17 protein-coding genes are annotated in these 15,113 nt (G+C 69.9%); 6 read left to right on the forward strand and 11 right to left on the reverse strand.

All coding sequences use genetic code 11. The annotated features are described in order from the left end of the window. Window positions 1-8: 8 nt before the first annotated feature. Genes ASG74_RS05195 through ASG74_RS05205 form a run of 3 tightly spaced genes read right to left on the reverse strand, consistent with a single transcriptional unit; the run spans window position 9 to window position 2,331 of the window. Window positions 9-353: a barstar family protein gene (locus ASG74_RS05195; protein ID WP_056143173.1), complete on the reverse strand. Its 345-nt coding sequence runs from the start codon at window positions 351-353 to the stop codon at window positions 9-11. Continuing rightward, on the reverse strand, window positions 353-853 hold the full coding sequence (locus ASG74_RS05200; protein WP_056139767.1) for a ribonuclease domain-containing protein: 501 nt from the start codon (window positions 851-853) through the stop codon (window positions 353-355). The genes ASG74_RS05195 and ASG74_RS05200 overlap by 1 nt, the downstream gene beginning before the upstream one ends. A gap of 14 nt (window positions 854-867) precedes the next feature. Beyond that, entirely contained in the window at window positions 868-2,331 is a 1,464-nt protein-coding gene (locus ASG74_RS05205) for an NAD-dependent succinate-semialdehyde dehydrogenase (RefSeq protein ID WP_056139770.1), read from the reverse strand. Window positions 2,332-2,382: 51 nt separating this feature from the next. On the opposite strand from ASG74_RS05205, the gene ASG74_RS05210 reads away from it, so the two are divergent. Next, window positions 2,383-3,489, forward strand: coding sequence for an LOG family protein (locus tag ASG74_RS05210; RefSeq protein WP_056139773.1), 1,107 nt, complete (start codon window positions 2,383-2,385; stop codon window positions 3,487-3,489). Here ASG74_RS05210 and ASG74_RS05215 read toward each other — a convergent pair. The 7 genes from ASG74_RS05215 to rpsB form a co-directional block, all read right to left on the reverse strand. Then, window positions 3,473-4,663 carry a monooxygenase gene (locus tag ASG74_RS05215; RefSeq protein ID WP_056139776.1) on the reverse strand — a complete coding sequence of 397 codons (1,191 nt, stop codon included), beginning with the start codon at window positions 4,661-4,663 and terminating at the stop codon, window positions 3,473-3,475. The genes ASG74_RS05210 and ASG74_RS05215 overlap by 17 nt on opposite strands. A gap of 208 nt (window positions 4,664-4,871) precedes the next feature. Next, complete coding sequence (gene rlmN, locus ASG74_RS05220) at window positions 4,872-6,113, reverse strand: 23S rRNA (adenine(2503)-C(2))-methyltransferase RlmN (protein WP_056139780.1); 1,242 nt, start codon at window positions 6,111-6,113, stop codon at window positions 4,872-4,874. Between the two features lie 55 nt (window positions 6,114-6,168). Beyond that, complete coding sequence (locus ASG74_RS05225; protein ID WP_082569678.1) at window positions 6,169-7,101, reverse strand: phosphatidate cytidylyltransferase; 933 nt, start codon at window positions 7,099-7,101, stop codon at window positions 6,169-6,171. Window positions 7,102-7,122: 21 nt separating this feature from the next. Further along, entirely contained in the window at window positions 7,123-7,680 is a 558-nt protein-coding gene (frr, locus tag ASG74_RS05230; RefSeq protein WP_056139783.1) for a ribosome recycling factor, read from the reverse strand. Between the two features lie 93 nt (window positions 7,681-7,773). Beyond that, complete coding sequence (gene pyrH / locus ASG74_RS05235; RefSeq protein ID WP_056139788.1) at window positions 7,774-8,526, reverse strand: UMP kinase; 753 nt, start codon at window positions 8,524-8,526, stop codon at window positions 7,774-7,776. Between the two features lie 246 nt (window positions 8,527-8,772). After that, the gene (tsf, locus tag ASG74_RS05240; RefSeq protein WP_056139789.1) at window positions 8,773-9,603 is read right to left on the reverse strand and encodes a translation elongation factor Ts; all 831 of its coding nucleotides are present in this window, start codon (window positions 9,601-9,603) and stop codon (window positions 8,773-8,775) included. Between the two features lie 61 nt (window positions 9,604-9,664). Then, window positions 9,665-10,636 (reverse strand): 30S ribosomal protein S2, encoded by a 972-nt coding sequence (gene rpsB, locus ASG74_RS05245; protein WP_056139792.1) that lies wholly within the window; start codon window positions 10,634-10,636, stop codon window positions 9,665-9,667. A gap of 354 nt (window positions 10,637-10,990) precedes the next feature. On the opposite strand from rpsB, the gene ASG74_RS05250 reads away from it, so the two are divergent. From ASG74_RS05250 to ASG74_RS16865, 3 genes are read left to right on the forward strand one after another with little or no spacing between them, the layout of a single operon-like run. Next, window positions 10,991-12,253 carry an MFS transporter gene (locus ASG74_RS05250; protein ID WP_235498829.1) on the forward strand — a complete coding sequence of 421 codons (1,263 nt, stop codon included), beginning with the start codon at window positions 10,991-10,993 and terminating at the stop codon, window positions 12,251-12,253. After that, on the forward strand, window positions 12,246-12,464 hold the full coding sequence (locus ASG74_RS17590) for a hypothetical protein (protein ID WP_056139799.1): 219 nt from the start codon (window positions 12,246-12,248) through the stop codon (window positions 12,462-12,464). Before ASG74_RS05250 ends, ASG74_RS17590 begins: the two co-directional genes overlap by 8 nt. Beyond that, on the forward strand, window positions 12,395-12,574 hold the full coding sequence (locus ASG74_RS16865; RefSeq protein WP_235498908.1) for a hypothetical protein: 180 nt from the start codon (window positions 12,395-12,397) through the stop codon (window positions 12,572-12,574). Before ASG74_RS17590 ends, ASG74_RS16865 begins: the two co-directional genes overlap by 70 nt. Here ASG74_RS16865 and ASG74_RS05260 read toward each other — a convergent pair. Next, a complete protein-coding gene (locus ASG74_RS05260) occupies window positions 12,561-13,253 on the reverse strand; it encodes a DNA alkylation repair protein (protein ID WP_056139802.1) in 693 nt (230 codons plus the stop codon). The two genes, ASG74_RS16865 and ASG74_RS05260, sit on opposite strands and share 14 nt — an antisense overlap. A 43-nt stretch (window positions 13,254-13,296) precedes the next feature. Here ASG74_RS05260 and ASG74_RS05265 point away from each other — a divergent pair, with 43 nt between their 5' ends. After that, complete coding sequence (locus ASG74_RS05265) at window positions 13,297-14,457, forward strand: pyridoxal phosphate-dependent aminotransferase (protein ID WP_056139805.1); 1,161 nt, start codon at window positions 13,297-13,299, stop codon at window positions 14,455-14,457. Window positions 14,458-14,547: 90 nt separating this feature from the next. Further along, window positions 14,548-15,105, forward strand: a complete 558-nt coding sequence (locus ASG74_RS05270; RefSeq protein WP_235498830.1) for a murein hydrolase activator EnvC family protein — start codon at window positions 14,548-14,550, stop codon at window positions 15,103-15,105. Window positions 15,106-15,113: the final 8 nt, after the last annotated feature.

Raw genomic sequence — 15,113 nt, forward strand, 5'->3', positions numbered from 1 at the left:
GCGCGACGTCAGCGGTCGATCAGGGTGACGTGGACGCGCGGGAACTCCTCGTCGATCTCACGCAGGATGCCCTCGATGCCGCTCGCGGCCCGTGGGTCCTCGCGGCGCAGGTCGGCGACACCGTCCCAGACGATCTCCCACTCCCCCTCGCTCTCCCGGGCGAGCGTGTCGAGGCAGTCGGCGAGGGCGTCGAGGTTCATGCCGAACCACTCGGGGAAGTTCAGCTCCTGCGAGAACGCCTCGAGGGTCGCCTGCTTCGTCGCGCGGCCCCGGACCACCTGCACCTGGCGGCCCTCCTCGACAGCGTCGGCGAGGAGCCCGGCGAGGTCGACCTTGTCACCAATAACCCGCATCACGTGCCCTCCTGGATCTGGCGGAAGCTGTCGTAGTGGTCGTCCGTGTAGTAGCGGTCACCCTCGCGGCCCCCGATGATGCGGCGAGCGCCCCGGTCGTTCGATCCCGGTGTCTCGACGGTGTACTCGCGGTAGTAGCCCTTCTTCTGCGGCGGCAGGGTGCCCTCCCTGTTCTGGAAGGTCTTGTCGTCCTGGTCGTACCTGTAGGGCCCGCCTGCCCGGATCAGCTGCAGCACGGCGCGGGCCTCCTTGGGCAGCTTCGACTCGGCCACGGTGTCCAGTCCCGAGTCGGGCGTGTTCGCAACCGAACCACTCGGGTATGCCGTCCGGTCCTGTCCCGCGGTCGCCGTCGCCCGGGTGCCGGGGTTCGCTGCCGAACCCGTCGAGCTGTCGCGGGTCGCCAGCCACCACGCACCAGCGACGAGCGCGATGACCAGCAATGGGGCGAGCCAGGTGAGGGAGGAGCGTGCTCCGGTGACGGGTCTGGACACGTGCGCCATTGTGCCCGTGCCCGTCAGGGGTTGAGCGAGATGTAGGCCGTCTCGAGGTACTCGTGGATGCCCTCGAAGCCACCCTCCCGGCCGAAGCCCGACTGCTTGACGCCACCGAAGGGTGCCGCGGCGTTGGAGACGATGCCGGTGTTGATGCCGACCATCCCGAACTCGAGCCCCTCGCTGAGGCGCAGTACCCGGGCGTGGTCGCGCGTGTAGGCGTAGGCGACGAGGCCGTACTCGGTGGAGTTCGCGACCCGGATCGCCTCGGCCTCGTCGCCGAACGTCGTGATGGGTGCGACCGGGCCGAAGATCTCCTGGGTGAGCACGCGGGCCCGCGCCGGGACGTCGACCAGCACCGTCGGGGCGTAGAAGTGTCCTCGACCGGCAACCTTCTCGCCACCGGTGAGGACCTGCGCGCCCTGCTCGACAGCCTCACGCACCAGCTCGTGGACGCCGTCTCGCGCCTTGTCGGTGATGAGCGGACCGACCTCGACGCCCTTCTTGGTGCCCTTGCCGAGGGTGAGCGCACCCATGCGCCGGGCCAGGGCCTGGCCGAACTCGTCGGCCACGGACTCATGGACCAGGAACCGGTTCGCCGAGGTGCACGCCTCGCCGATGTTGCGCATCTTGGCGAGCATCGCCCCTTCCACCGCGGCGTCGACGTCGGCGTCGGCGAAGACGAGGAACGGGGCATTGCCACCGAGCTCCATCGACACACGCAGCAGATGCTCGGCCGACTGCTCGACGAGCTTGCGGCCCACGGCGGTCGACCCGGTGAAGGTCAGCTTGCGCAGGCGGGGGTCGCGGATGATCGGCTCGGACACGGTCGCCGTGTCGGTCGTCGTGACCACGTTGAGCACCCCTGCGGGCAGGCCGGCCTCCTCGAGGACGGCGGCGAGGGCGAGCATCGACAGGGGCGTCTCGTGCGCCGGCTTGACCACCATGGTGCAGCCCGCCGCCACGGCCGGCCCGATCTTGCGCGTCCCCATGGCGAGGGGGAAGTTCCACGGGGTGATCATGAACGTCGGACCCACCGGCCGCTGCAGCGTCAGGAGACGTGACCCGCCGGCGGGATTGACGGCATACCGGCCGTGGATGCGCACGGCCTCCTCGCTGAACCAGCGGAAGAACTCCGCGGCATAGGCGACCTCTCCGCGCGACTCGGCGAGCGGCTTGCCCATCTCGAGCGTCATGAGGAGGGCGAACTCCTCCGTGCGCTCCGTGATGAGCTCGAAGGCCCGCCGCAGGATCTCACCGCGCTCGCGCGGCGGAGTCGCGGCCCAGTCCGCCTGTGCCGCAACCGCTGCGTCCAGGGCGGCCGTCCCGTCGGGGATGGTCCCGTTGGCCACATGGGCGAGGACCGACCCCGTCGCCGGGTCCTCGACGGGGAACGTCGTCGAGCTGCTGGAGTCGACCCACCTCCCGCCGATGAACAGCTGGGTGGGCACCGAGGAGAGCACGGACTTCTGGGTCGCTGGAGCCATGACTCGACCATAGCCACCCCGTGCCCCCGTCGGCCTTGGCAGGATGGCGACGTGAACGAGATCGAGAACCTGCGCGACCTCGGGGCAGCCCTGAGCAGCGGTGACTCGCTCGCCGGGTTGAGGCTGCAGGACCTCGACCTCACCCGCCACGAGGACCGGCTCCTCGCCCGCACCGACCTCGAGGGCCTCGTCGTCCTCGGCGGGCGGCTCTCCCCCGAGCTCGACGAGCACCTGCGCCTCCACGGTGCCCTCGTCTTCCCCACCGACCCTCACGCACCGGTCAACCCCTACCGGGCCAGCCTCTACCAGCCGCACGAGCTGTATGCCGGTCTGGCCACGTACGGCTACGACCACACTCCCGACGCCCGCGCCTACACGTGGGCACGCGAGGCCGTCGCGCACCGCGACGTGTTCGTCACGCTGCTGCGCGCGATCCACGACGACTCGGTGAACGACGCCCTCACCGAGTTCGTCGGCGCCTCACCGGTCGTGGGTGTCATGGGCGGCCACGCCCTGACGCGCGACAGCGAGGAGTATGCCGGAGCAGCCCGTCTCGGGCACCGGCTCGCCGAGGCAGGACTGGTCGTCGCCACCGGTGGTGGCCCAGGGGCGATGGAGGCCGCGAACCTCGGCGCACTGTGCCCGTCGGAGCAGGCGGTGACCGAGGCACTGGGGCGACTGGCCGGCATACCGTCGTTCCACCCCTCCGTCGGCGAGTGGGCCGGCTCGGCCCTGGCGGTCTATGACGACTTGATCCGGGTTCCGTTGCCGGACAGCCGGGTCCGGTCGATCGGTCTCCCGACGTGGTTCTACGGTCATGAGCCGCCCAACGTGTTCTGCAACGGCATCGCGAAGTACTTCAGCAACGCGCTGCGCGAGGACGGGCTCCTCGCCCGGTCGACCGCGGGCCTCATCGTCCTGCACGGCGCCGCCGGCACGGTGCAGGAGATCTTCCAGTCGATCACTCCCCTGTACTACGCGGAGGTGGAGTTCCCGCTCGCGCCGCTCGTGCTTGTCGGAACGGATCACTGGACCCGTGAGGTGCCGGTGTGGCCGGCCGTCGAGGCCCTCGGGCGTGACCGGGGTCTGGCCAACGCGGTGCACCTCGTCGACACGGTCGAGGAGGCTGCCGAGCTCGTGATCAGCTCGCGCGGGTGAACAGCACGATGCCCAGGCACATCTCGTCGGTCGTGCCCTCGCCCCAGGCGACGTAGCGCTCGGGGATGCCCTTGTAGGCCGGCAGGACGTCACGCAAGGCCTGGTCGTGCGTGCAGGTCACCGTGACCTTGTCACCCTTCTGGACCGCCACGGGCTTCTTGAGCGGCACCGCGCCCTGGTCGTCGAAGTTCCAGACGGGGATGTCGAGGACACGCTTGGCCTGGGGCGTGCCCTTGTTGACGTCGACGGTGATGGACTTGCCGAGCAGGTGCATGTGACCGGCGACGGCGCGGATCAGTCCGGGCTCCCTCACGGGACGCGTGCACGACTGCGTCGGTCCCGGCTCGAGCCCACCGCAGAGCAGGTGCAGGAGGTCGGCTGTCGCGACCTGCTCCCCGAAGCGCTGGCGGATGTCGGCCACCGCCGGCGTGCGCGCGCACAGCTCACCGGGAGTGCCCTTGCGGCAGGGAAGCTCGACCGGGGCCGGGAGCAGCATCGTCTCGAGCGGAGTCTTCTTGCCAGCACTCGCGGGGCTGAGCCGCAGGCGGGCCGAGCTCTGGTCAGCGCCACCGCCGGCCAAGAGGTTGTAGTGGACCTGCATCACGACCTGCGACCCCTTGGGCAGCGGGATGCCGATGTCGTCGCCCAGCACACGCTCGCCCCCGCCCGGCGCCCACGCCGAGACCCACTCGTCGTTGTTGAGCTGTGCGCCCGGCCCCGCGTTGATGCCGCTGCCCCCGAAGCAGGTCCAGCCCTCACCGGGCTCAGCCGCATCCTTGGCCTGAGCCGCACCGACGTTGGCCGGGTCGACCTTGTAGAGGATGACGTGGTGGACGACCGCGGGGTTCTGGGGCTGGAACTGGACGCCGCTGACGATCATGTCCTGCGCGAACTTCGGGTCGACGAGGAAGCAGCGGTAGTCGTCGGTCCCCGAGCCGAAGGGCGCCTTGGGCGTGTACTTCGCCGGCATCGTGAGCTCCTGGAAGCGCTCGCCGGCACGCAGCGGCTCGTCGGCAGGGGCGGGCTTGCTCTTGCCTGCAGTGGCCGAGGGCGACGCGGCGTGGCCTGAGGCACCGTGCGAGTCCCCGCCGCGGAGGTTGTCGGGCAGCGTCCCGCCGCAGGCGGAGAGGCTGAGGGCGGCCACGAGGCCGACCACGGTGAGACGCAGGCGCATGAGGTCAGGGTAGTCGCTGGCGGCTGGGTGGCTCGGGCGTCCGGGACGAGCTGGGCAGGTGGGCTGCTCCCGACCTGCAGGTCCCGCCCATGCCTGTCGTTCCCGTCGAGCCATGCCCCCATGACGCCCTGGAGGAGCGAGAACGCCATGGTGCGTCGCCAACGGAGGCGGGCGGACGGCATACGCCCGGGGTGTCGGGTGCGGGAGGTCAGGCGGTCGCGGCAGCGAGCTGGCCGCAGGCGCCGTCGATGTCGGACCCCCGGGTGTCGCGCACCGTCGTCGGGATGCCGTGGGCCCGCAACCGCTCGACGAACTGCTGCTCGACGCCGTGGCGGGACGCCGTCCACTTCGAGCCGGGCGTCGGGTTGAGCGGGATCGGGTTGACGTGGACCCAGCCCTTGCCGCGCGACGTGAGCTTCTTGCCGAGGAGGTCGGCGCGCCACGCCTGGTCGTTGATGTCCTTGATGAGGGCGTACTCGATGCTCACCCGCCGGCCGGTCGCCTCGTAGTAGCGGTAGGCGGCGTCGAGGGCCTCGTCGACCTTCCATCGCGTGTTGATCGGCACGAGCTCGTCGCGCAGCTCGTCGTCCGGGGCGTGGAGGCTGAGGGCGAGGGTGATGGGGATGCCCTCGGCGGCGAGCTTGTCGATGGCGGGCACGAGGCCGACCGTGGACATCGTGATGCCCCGAGCGCTCATGCCGAGGCCATTGGGTGCGGGGTCGGTGAGGCGGCGGATCGCACCGATCGCCGCCTTGTAGTTGGCCAGGGCCTCGCCCATGCCCATGAAGACCACGTTGCTCACGCGCTGGGGGCCGGCACCCTTCGAACCGTCCGACGCCTCGGCCGGCTCGTCCTGCTCGTCCTGTTCGCTCTCGTCGCCGAGGCCGGCCTCGGCCGGGTGGGTGGCACCGAGCGCCGGGAGGGCCCCGTGGCGCAGCTTGCGGTTGGCGTCGACGACCTGCTCGACGATCTCGGCCGCGGACATGTTGCGGGTGAGCCCGGCCTGGCCGGTGGCGCAGAACGGGCAGTTCATGCCGCAGCCGGCCTGGCTCGAGATGCAGATGGTCACCCGGCGCGGGTAGCGCATGAGCACCGACTCGACGAGGGCACCGTCGTGCAGGCGCCAGACCGACTTGAGCGTCGCGCCGCGGTCCGCCTCGAGCGTGCGCACGGGCGTGAGCAGCGTGGGCATGAGGTCGGCGACGAGCTGGTCGCGCACGTCCTTGGGGAGGTCGGTCATGTCCTCGGGAGACTCGACCAGGCGCTCGAAGTAGTGGGTCGACAGCTGCTTGGCCCGGAAGCCCTTGTGTCCGAGCTCCTCGACGGCCGCCTTGCGTTCGGTCGGAGAGAGGTCGGCGAGGTGGCGCGGCGGCTTGCCACGCCGGGGCGCGGTGAACGTCAGCTGCCCGGGGACTGGCGGGCCGACCTTGGGCTCAGGAAGAGAAGTCATCGAGGCCCATTCTCTCACTGCACCGCGCCCGCCTCGCACCTCTCGGGGTGTGGGCTCAGGGATGAGCCCACAGGAGCAGGGCCCACACCACGGGGATGCACACCACGAGGGAGTCCAGGCGGTCCATGAGGCCACCGTGGCCGGGGAGCAGGGTGCCCATGTCCTTGACGCCGAGGTCGCGCTTGATGCTCGACTCGATGAGGTCACCGACCGTGGCCGCCGCCGCGACGACGACCCCGATGACCAGGCCCATCCACCACGTGCCGTCGAGCAGCAGGGCAAGCGCCAGCGCGCCGACGACCGCACAGGTGAAGGCCGAACCAGCGAAGCCCTCCCAGGACTTCTTGGGCGACAGGGACGGCGCCATCGGGTGCTTGCCCAGGAAGACCCCGAAGGCATAGCCGCCGATGTCCGACGCGACGGTCACGAGGATGAAGAAGACGATCCTCAGGTGGCCGTCGTCGGGGGCCAACAGGAGAGCGGCGAACCCCCCGAGGAAGCACGGGTAGAGAGCGACGAGGAAGGCTCCCCCGATGTCGCCGATGGCGCCCTCCAGCCCATCGGCGACCCGCCAGATGAGGATGCCGACGCACGTGAGGCCGAACGTGAGGACGAGGGCTTCGGGTCCGCGGTAGAACGCGGCGAGCACCATGGAGACAGCCCCCAGGACGACGGGCACGAGCGGCACGTCGAGCCCTGCCTGGCGCAACGCCCGCCGCATCTCCCAGGCACCGACCCCCATCGCCCCGACGAGGACGAGGAGGAAGGCGTCACGGCGGAAGGCCAACGACGCAATGACGAGGACGGCGAGCCCCACGCCGACGCCGATGGCTGCGGGCAGGTTGCGTCCGGCCTTTGGCGCCTTGGACCCTGCCCCGGGCACCGGGCTCGCGTCCGGGGCCGTCGCGGCCGTGGAGGTGGTGGGCGGCGCGGCGGTTGGCGCGGTTGGGGTGGCCCGCGGGTCCTCAGTCGCGGAGAAGTCGCTCATCTCGGGGACGTCCACTCAAGGTCAGACCTCGAGCAGCTCGGTCTCCTTGCCCTTGAGCACCTCGTCGATGGTGTCGACGTACTTCTTCGTCGTGGACTCGAGGTCCTTCTCGGCGCGCGAACCCTCGTCCTCGCCGATGTCGCCGTCCTTGACGAGCTTCTCGATGCTCTCCTTGGCCGTGCGACGGATGTTGCGGATCGCGACCTTGGCGTCCTCGGCCTGGTTGCGGGCCATCTTGATGTACTCCTTGCGGCGCTCCTCGGTGAGCTGCGGGAGGATGCACCGGATGATGTTGCCGTCGTTGGAGGGGTTCACCCCGAGGTCGGCGTCGCGCAGTGCCTTCTCGATGTTGGTCATCGCGCCCTTGTCGAACGGGGAGATGAGGATCGTGCGCGCCTCGGGCGTCTGGAAGGACGCCAGCTGCTGAAGCGGCGTGGGCGCGCCGTAGTAGTCGACGACGACCTTGTTGAACATGCTGGGGTGGGCCCGTCCGGTGCGGATGCCCGCAAAGTTGTCCTTGGCCACCTCGACGGCCTTCTCCATCTTTTCCTCGGCCTCGAGCATGGTGTCGTCGATCATGGGGTCCCGTCTCCTTCGGTATGCCGCGCCGGAAAGTGGTGCGTCAGGGTTCAGTCTGTCAAACAATGCCGGCCGGCCGAGGTGCTGCCTGCGTCAGGCCGTGACGAGCGTGCCGATGCGCTCGCCCTGGATGGCCCGGGTGATGTTGCCCTCGCCCTCCATGCCGAAGACCATCATGGGCAGGCCGTTCTCCATGCAGAGGCTGAACGCGGCCGCGTCGACCACCTTGAGGCCCTTCTGGAGCGCCTCCGAGTAGGTCAGGGTGTCGAGCTTGCGGGCGTCGGGGTTGGTGCGCGGGTCCGAGTCGTAGACCCCGTCGACACCGCTCTTGGACATGAGCACGATGTCGCACTGGCACTCGAGCGCACGCTGGGCGCTGACCGTGTCGGTGGAGAAGTAGGGCATGCCAGCGCCGGCGCCGAAGATCACGGCGCGCCCCTTCTCGAGGTGGCGGATGGCGCGGCGCGGGATGTAGGGCTCGGCGACCTGGCCCATCGCGATGGCCGTCTGCACGCGTGTATCGATGCCTTCCTTCTCGAGGAAGTCCTGCAGCGCCAGGCAGTTCATCACCGTGCCGAGCATGCCGATGTAGTCGGCGCGCGAGCGCTCCATGCCCTTCTGCTGCAGCTCGGCCCCGCGGAAGAAGTTGCCACCGCCGACGACGATCGCGACCTGGCTGCCACCACGGATGGCCTCGGCCAGCTGGCGGGCGATGCCGCGCACGACGTCGGGGTCGACGCCGACGTTGCCGCCACCGAAGACCTCTCCGCTGAGCTTGAGAAGTACTCGTCGAGGTCGTCGCCCGGTCCGGGTGGGAGCGAGCTGCGTCTGGACGTCAGTGGTCACCGTGCCTCCTCGGCTGTGTCTGCTGGCGGTGCCCGAATCCTCGCACACTGCGAGCGCGACGACAGCCCTCGGGTTGGCACTCGCGGCACCCCGAAGCCACTCGTTGCGTCCGCGGATGGGGCTGCCCCAGCGACCGCATCCGCGGACGCAAGCGCGAGAAGGTGCCCGCAGACGCAGGTATGCCGCCCGCTCTCGTGAGCGGACGGCATACCGGATGCGCTGTTGCGCGGCTTTCAGACCCGTCGGTCAGCCACCGACGCGGAAGCGCGCGAAGGACGTCGCCGTGGCGCCGGCCTCCTCGAGCACCTTGGCAACGGTCTTCTTCGGCTCCTTGGCGAACGGCTGCTCGAGCAGGACGTTCTCCTTGAAGTAGCCGTTGACGCGACCCTCGACGATCTTGGGGAGCGCAGCCTCGGGCTTGCCCTCCTCCTTGGCCGTGGCCTCGGCGACGCGACGCTCGTTCTCGACCGTCTCGGCGTCGACCTCGTCACGCGTGAGCACGGTGGGGCTGAACGCGGCGATGTGCATCGCGACGTCACGCGCAACCTGCTCGTCGCCACCCTCGGTCGCCACGAGGACGCCGATCTGGGCCGGGAGGTCAGGGCTGGTCTTGTGCTGGTATGCAGCGACCACGGGCGCCTGGATGCGGGCAACCCGCTTGACCTCGATCTTCTCGCCGATCGTCGCGTTGGACGCGTCGAGCAGCTCCTTGACCGACTGGCCGTCGGCGAAGGTGCTGTCGAGGAGCTCGTCCGCCGAGGCAGCCTTGGTCTCGACGGCCTGCGTGAAGACCTTCTCGGCGAGGGCGATGAACTTCTCACCCTTGGCGACGAAGTCGGTCTCGCAGAGGACCTCGACGAGCGTGCCGACGCCACCCTCGGCCCTGGCGATGACCAAGCCGTTGGAGGTGGTGCGACCCTCACGCTTGGTCACGCCCTTGAGGCCCTTGACCCGCAGGATCTCGGTGGCCTTGGCCTGGTCGCCGTCGGCCTCGTCGAGAGCCTTCTTGACGTCGAGCATGCCGGCACCCGTGGACTCACGGAGCGCCTTGATGTCAGCGGCGGTGTAGTTCGCCATATGTGTGTGCGCTTCTTTCTCTAACGAAGACGGGCAGAGAGGAGGTGGAGCAGAGGGTGGCTCAGGCCTGCTCGGCCGGAGCAGCCTCTGCCTCGACCGGGGCAGCCTCGACGGGAGCCTCGGCCTCGGTGACCTCGGCAGTGTCAGCCACAGGTGCCTCGAGGGGCGCCTCGGCAGGTGCCTCGGCCGGAGCAGCCTCGGCAGCGTCGGCTGCAGCGGTCTCGCCAGCGGCGGGGGCAACGGCCTCGGCGGTCGCCTCGGCGTCGCCACCGAGGAGCTCGCGCTCCCACTCGGGCAGGGGCTCGTCGCCAGCACCCTCGGCGTCGGCGGCGGCGTTGCCACCGGAGCGCGAGATGAGGCCCTCGGCGACGGCGTCGGCGATGACCCGCGTCAGCAGGGTGACGGAGCGGATGGCGTCGTCGTTGCCCGGGATCTTGTAGTCGACCTCGTCGGGGTCGCAGTTGGTGTCGAGGATCGCGATGACCGGCAGGCCGAGCTTGCGAGCCTCGTCAACGGCGAGGTGCTCCTTCTTGGTGTCGACGATCCACACGGCGGACGGGACCTTGGCCATGCCGCGGATGCCACCGAGGGTCTTGTCGAGCTTGTCGCGCTCACGCTTGAGGAGCAGGAGCTCCTTCTTGGTGTGCGAGGAGCCGGCGACGTCCTCGAAGTCGATCTCGTCGAGCTCGACGAGACGGGTCAGACGCTTGGAGATCGTCTGGAAGTTGGTGAGCATGCCACCGAGCCAGCGGTGGTTGACGTAGGGCATGCCGACGCGCGTCGCCTGCTCGGCGATGGGCTCCTGGGCCTGCTTCTTGGTGCCGACGAAGAGGATGCTTCCGCCGTGGGCAACGGTCTCGCGGACGAACTCGTACGCGTTGTTGATGTAGGTCACCGACTGCTGCAGGTCGATGATGTAGATCCCGTTGCGCTCGGTCATGATGAAGCGCTTCATCTTCGGGTTCCAACGTCGGGTCTGGTGCCCGAAGTGGACGCCGCTCTCGAGGAGCTGGCGCATGGTGACAACGGCCATGCCGGTGTTCTCCTTGTGCTGGGTTCTCAGTTGCGTCGGCGGAGCACGGGTCGTGCACTGCCTGCCTGGCGACTCGACGGACCACGCCGTATGCCGTGTGCTCCAGTGGAGCTGGCACAAGGACTGTCGTGGTGCGCCCCGCTTCGTGGTGATCCAGTCAGCGGTCGTGAGTCGCGCGAATTTGGATCCCGGGTGCGAGCACACGAGAACCAGCGCTCATCGTACGCGCGGGGACGGCATACCGAGAAATCCGCCGCCGCTCCCCTCGCCTCGTGTGCCCCACGCAGACGTATGTGCCTGCCTCAGGCACACGAGGCGAACGTCCGGCTCATGTGCCGCGTAGCCTCACCTCTCGTGTCACGCCTCGGGGAAGCTCTCGCGCCGACCCGTCTCGGCACGCCGTTCCGCTGGCTCATGTCGGCGTCGTGGTCGAGCAACATCGGCGACGGCATCGCCCTCGCGGCGGGGCCGCTCCTCGTGGCCTCGCAGACCCGCAGCCCGACGCTCGTCGCGATGGCCGCCCTGCTGCAGCGGCTGCCGTGGCTGCTGCTCGGGCTGTGGGCGGGAGCGATCGCCGACCGGCTGGACCGCAAGCGCATCATCATCGTCGCCAACGCCCTGCGCGTGCTCGTCGTCGTGGCCCTGTGCGGGTTCATCGTCAGCGACCAGGTGTCCATCGGCATCGTCCTCGCGACGATGTTCGTCTACGGCGTGTGCGAGGTCTTCGCGGACTCCACGACCGGGACGTTGCTCCCCATGGTGGTCCGGCGCGACGACCTGCGCACCGGACAGGTCCGGCTCCAGGCCGGCTTCCTCACCGCCAACCAGCTGGTCGGGCCGCCGGTGGGTGCGTTCCTCTTCGCCGCCGGCATGGTCTGGCCGTTCGTCACGCAGGTCCTGCTCGTCGTGGTGGCCATCGGGCTGGTGAGCCGCATGGAGCTCCCCCGTGGTGGCGTGCGCGGAGCCGTCGACACCCACGTGCGGGCCGACATCGTCGACGGGCTGCGCTGGGTGCGCCACCACGCGGCGATGCGCACCCTGGCGCTGGTCATCCTCACCTTCAACATCACGTGGGGTGCGGCGTGGTCGGTGTTGGTCCTCTACTCGCTGGACCACCTGCACATGGGCGCCGTGGGCTTCGGCCTCCTCACCACCGCGAGCGCCGTCGGAGGCGTGCTGGCCACGACGAACTTCGACCGGCTCTCGCCTCGCTTCTCATTGGCGACCCTGATGAAGGTCTGCCTGCTCGCGGAGGTCGTGACCCACCTCGCCCTGGCGCTGGCCACCACCGGCTGGGTGGCCATCATCATCATGACCGTCTTCGGTGCCTACGCCTTCACCTGGGGAACCGTGAGCAACACGGTCCGCCAGCGGGCCGTGCCCACGGCGTACCAGGGACGGGTCGGCAGTGTCTACATGACGGGGCTCTTCCTCGGTCTGGTCATCGGGCAGGCGATCGGCGGCCCGATCGCCGAGCACTGGGGACTGACCGCACCGTTCTGGTTCGCCTTCGTGGGCACGGCGCTCATCCTCGCCCTCGTCTGGCGCCAGCTCGGCTCCATCGCGCACGCCGGCGACGACGACCCTGACCTCAAGGGACACCCGGATCATGGATGACGTGATCCGGACGGTGTTGATCGCCATCGCCGTGCTGCTGGGCCTGTTCCTGGTCGTGGTTGCACTCCTGATGTGGCGCAACCGGATTCTGCCGCGTGGCTGGTGGCCCTGGGCCTTGCCGGCTTCTACCTGGTCACGCCCATCGGCGTCGTCCCGGAAGCCCTGCTCGGGCCACTGGGCCTGGCCGACGATGCTGGCGTCGTCGGACTGACGTTCTGCGCCGCTCGCGCGACCGGCGCCCGCCGTGGTGACCGGCGCTCGCATGGGAGTAGCGGTCATCAGCCTGAGTGGCGGTCGCGCCAGCGGCTCACAGGTGCTTGAGGGCCTCGCGCCGGCTCAGCGCCGACAGTCGCTCGCCGTGCTCCGCGACGAAGGTGCGCACCCACTGCGGGTCTGTCCGGGCGTACTGGCGCAGCGCCCACCCGATGGCCTTGCGGATGAAGAACTCACGGTCGTCGAGGTTGGGCTCGATGACGTCCTCGAGGAGGCTGGTGTCGGTCCGGTCCCCGTGGCGCAGCTGGCTGAGGATCGCTGAGCGTCGCAGCCAGAGGTCCTCACGCTCCGACCACGCCCTCATCCGCCGTCCCTCCCCCTCGGGGTCGAGCAGCACCACCTCGCCCACCACGTTGCCCACCTCGTCGACGTAGTCCCACCACGCACCCGTGACGACGATGTGTTCGACGAGCGGCATGACGTCGGGGTCGCGCCACGAGCGGTAGGTGCGGTGGCGGAGCAGGGCCAGTGCGGCATACCGGTCCTCCCGGAACTCGGCACCGTCCCACAGCTCGCGGATCGAGCGTTCCCAGGCGGAACGGGAGTCGATCCGCAGGGCCGGGTCGGCCAGCAGCGGCGCCAGGAGCGCGCGGCGTTGCGGCGAGGTCACGCCGAGGAAGGGCATCTCGCTCTTCATGTAGCGCTGCTGTCCGATCGCGCGCTCCGGGTTCGCGCCCGAACGAAGGGCGGTCCGCATCGCCTCGAGCAGCTCGGAACCGTCGGTCATGACGCCGAGCCTAGGACCGAGACTCGACGCGTAGCCTGCAGACATGGATTCGCCTCTGGTGCAACGGATGCAGGGCTTCGGGTCGACGATCTTCGCCGAGATGACCGCGCTGGCCAACGAGCACGGCGCGCTCAACCTCGGCCAGGGCTTCCCTGACACCGACGGGCCGCAGGAGATCCTCGACGCGGCGAAGGCGGCGATCGACGGCGGCCGCAACCAGTACCCACCTGGCGCCGGCGTCCCGGAGCTGCTCGACGCGATCGCCGCCCACCAGAAGCGTTTCTATGGCATCGGCCTCGACCCGCGCAGCGAGGTCCTCGTGACGGTCGGTGCGACGGAGGCCATCGCCGCGACGATCCTCGCGCTGTGCGAGACGGGCGACGAGGTGGTCACCTTCGAGCCCTACTACGACTCGTATGCCGCGTCGATCGCCCTCGCGGGAGCGGTGCGCCGGACGTCGGTGCTGCGCTTCCCCGACTTCGCCGTCGACGAGGAGTCGCTGCGTGCGGCGTTCTCGCCACGGACCCGGCTCGTGCTGCTCAACACCCCGCACAACCCGACGGGCAAGGTCTTCACCCGTGCCGAGCTCGAGCTGATCTGCGCGCTGGCCCGCGAGCACGACGCGTGGGTGGTCACCGACGAGGTCTACGAGCACCTCGTCTTCGACGGGCTGAGCCATCTGCCGGTCGCCAGCCTGCCCGGGATGCGCGAGCGGACGCTGACGATCTCCTCGGCGGGCAAGACCTTCTCGACCACCGGCTGGAAGGTGGGCTGGGTCAGCGGTCCGGCGCAGGCCGTCGCGGCTGTGCGCACGGTGAAGCAGTTCCTCACCTATGTCGCGTCCGGCCCGTTCCAGCCTGCGGTGGCACTCGGCCTGGGTCTCGGGGACGAGGTGTATGCCGGTCTGTCGCGTTCGTTGCAGGGCAAGCGCGACGTCCTGGTCGAGGCCTTGCAGGGCATCGGCCTTGACGTGTCCGTGCCGTCAGGGACGTACTTCGTCGTGGCAGACGTCGCTCCCCTCGGCGCCACGGACGCCTTGGCATTCTGCCGTGAGCTGCCCGCCCGGGTCGGGGTCGCAGGGGTGCCGGTGTCGGTGTTCCACGACGACGTCGACGCGGCGCGAACGCTCGTGAGGTTTGCGTTCTGCAAGCAGGACGCGGTGCTGCGCGAGGCCGCGGCGAGGCTCTCGACGCTGCGCGCCTGATCGTCCACAGCGTCCGGCCCGCTTCTCGCTCGTCCACAGATCGTCGGAGGAGGCTGGCGCCCGTCGGGGTCAGCGCCACAGGCTCGCCACATGCCCATGCGTACGTCCTACCGTCGTCTCCTCCTGGCGCTCAGCGCGGTGGGCAGCCTGCTCCCGGGAGCGGGGCTGCCCGTCCCCGGCTCCGTTTCCGAGCCTGCTCGTTCGGCGGCCGTCGTGGACCCGGCTGCGCTGCACCGGACCTGGTCCTGGCCGCTGACACCTCGACCGAGCGTGCTCGCGCCCTACGTCGCGCCCCGCTCCACCTATGGCGCAGGACATCGCGGCATCGACGTGGCGGCGGCTCAGGGCCAGGAGGTGCTCTCCGTCGACGCCGGCGTGGTGACCCACGTGGGCGTCGTCGCCGGCCGGGGCACCGTGAGCGTCACCCATGCGTCTGGCCTGCGCAGCACCTACGAGCCGGTCCGGGGGTCCGCGGACACCGGCTCGACGGTGGTGGCCGGGCAGGTCATCGGCACCGTGGTGGGACGCACCCACTGCGGCTCCGTGTGCCTGCACCTGGGCGCGCGGCGCGGCGAGGGCTACACCGACCCCCGGCCGCTGCTCGGCGGCGGCCCGGTGATCCTCCTGCCCCTGGAGGCCGGGTCGTGACCCTGCGG

Origin of the sequence: Knoellia sp. Soil729, from assembly GCF_001427985.1 — a bacterium.
GTDB lineage: Bacteria > Actinomycetota > Actinomycetes > Actinomycetales > Dermatophilaceae > Knoellia.

Excerpts from the sequence above, each read along its gene's own strand:
- frr (WP_056139783.1), bottom strand. The coding sequence starts at position 7,680 with ATGATCGACGACACCATGCTCGAGGCCGAGGAAAAGATGGAGAAGGCC.
- rpsB (WP_056139792.1), bottom strand. The coding sequence starts at position 10,636 with ATGGCCGTTGTCACCATGCGCCAGCTCCTCGAGAGCGGCGTCCACTTC.
- ASG74_RS05215 (WP_056139776.1), bottom strand. The coding sequence starts at position 4,663 with ATGCGCCTGCGTCTCACCGTGGTCGGCCTCGTGGCCGCCCTCAGCCTC.
- ASG74_RS05205 (WP_056139770.1), bottom strand. The coding sequence starts at position 2,331 with ATGGCTCCAGCGACCCAGAAGTCCGTGCTCTCCTCGGTGCCCACCCAG.
- ASG74_RS05200 (WP_056139767.1), bottom strand. The coding sequence starts at position 853 with ATGGCGCACGTGTCCAGACCCGTCACCGGAGCACGCTCCTCCCTCACC.
- ASG74_RS05270 (WP_235498830.1), top strand. The coding sequence starts at position 14,548 with ATGCCCATGCGTACGTCCTACCGTCGTCTCCTCCTGGCGCTCAGCGCG.
- ASG74_RS05195 (WP_056143173.1), bottom strand. The coding sequence starts at position 353 with ATGCGGGTTATTGGTGACAAGGTCGACCTCGCCGGGCTCCTCGCCGAC.
- ASG74_RS05260 (WP_056139802.1), bottom strand. The coding sequence starts at position 13,253 with ATGACCGACGGTTCCGAGCTGCTCGAGGCGATGCGGACCGCCCTTCGT.
- tsf (WP_056139789.1), bottom strand. The coding sequence starts at position 9,603 with ATGGCGAACTACACCGCCGCTGACATCAAGGCGCTCCGTGAGTCCACG.
- rlmN (WP_056139780.1), bottom strand. The coding sequence starts at position 6,113 with ATGACTTCTCTTCCTGAGCCCAAGGTCGGCCCGCCAGTCCCCGGGCAG.
- ASG74_RS05265 (WP_056139805.1), top strand. The coding sequence starts at position 13,297 with ATGGATTCGCCTCTGGTGCAACGGATGCAGGGCTTCGGGTCGACGATC.
- ASG74_RS05225 (WP_082569678.1), bottom strand. The coding sequence starts at position 7,101 with ATGAGCGACTTCTCCGCGACTGAGGACCCGCGGGCCACCCCAACCGCG.
- ASG74_RS17590 (WP_056139799.1), top strand. The coding sequence starts at position 12,246 with ATGGATGACGTGATCCGGACGGTGTTGATCGCCATCGCCGTGCTGCTG.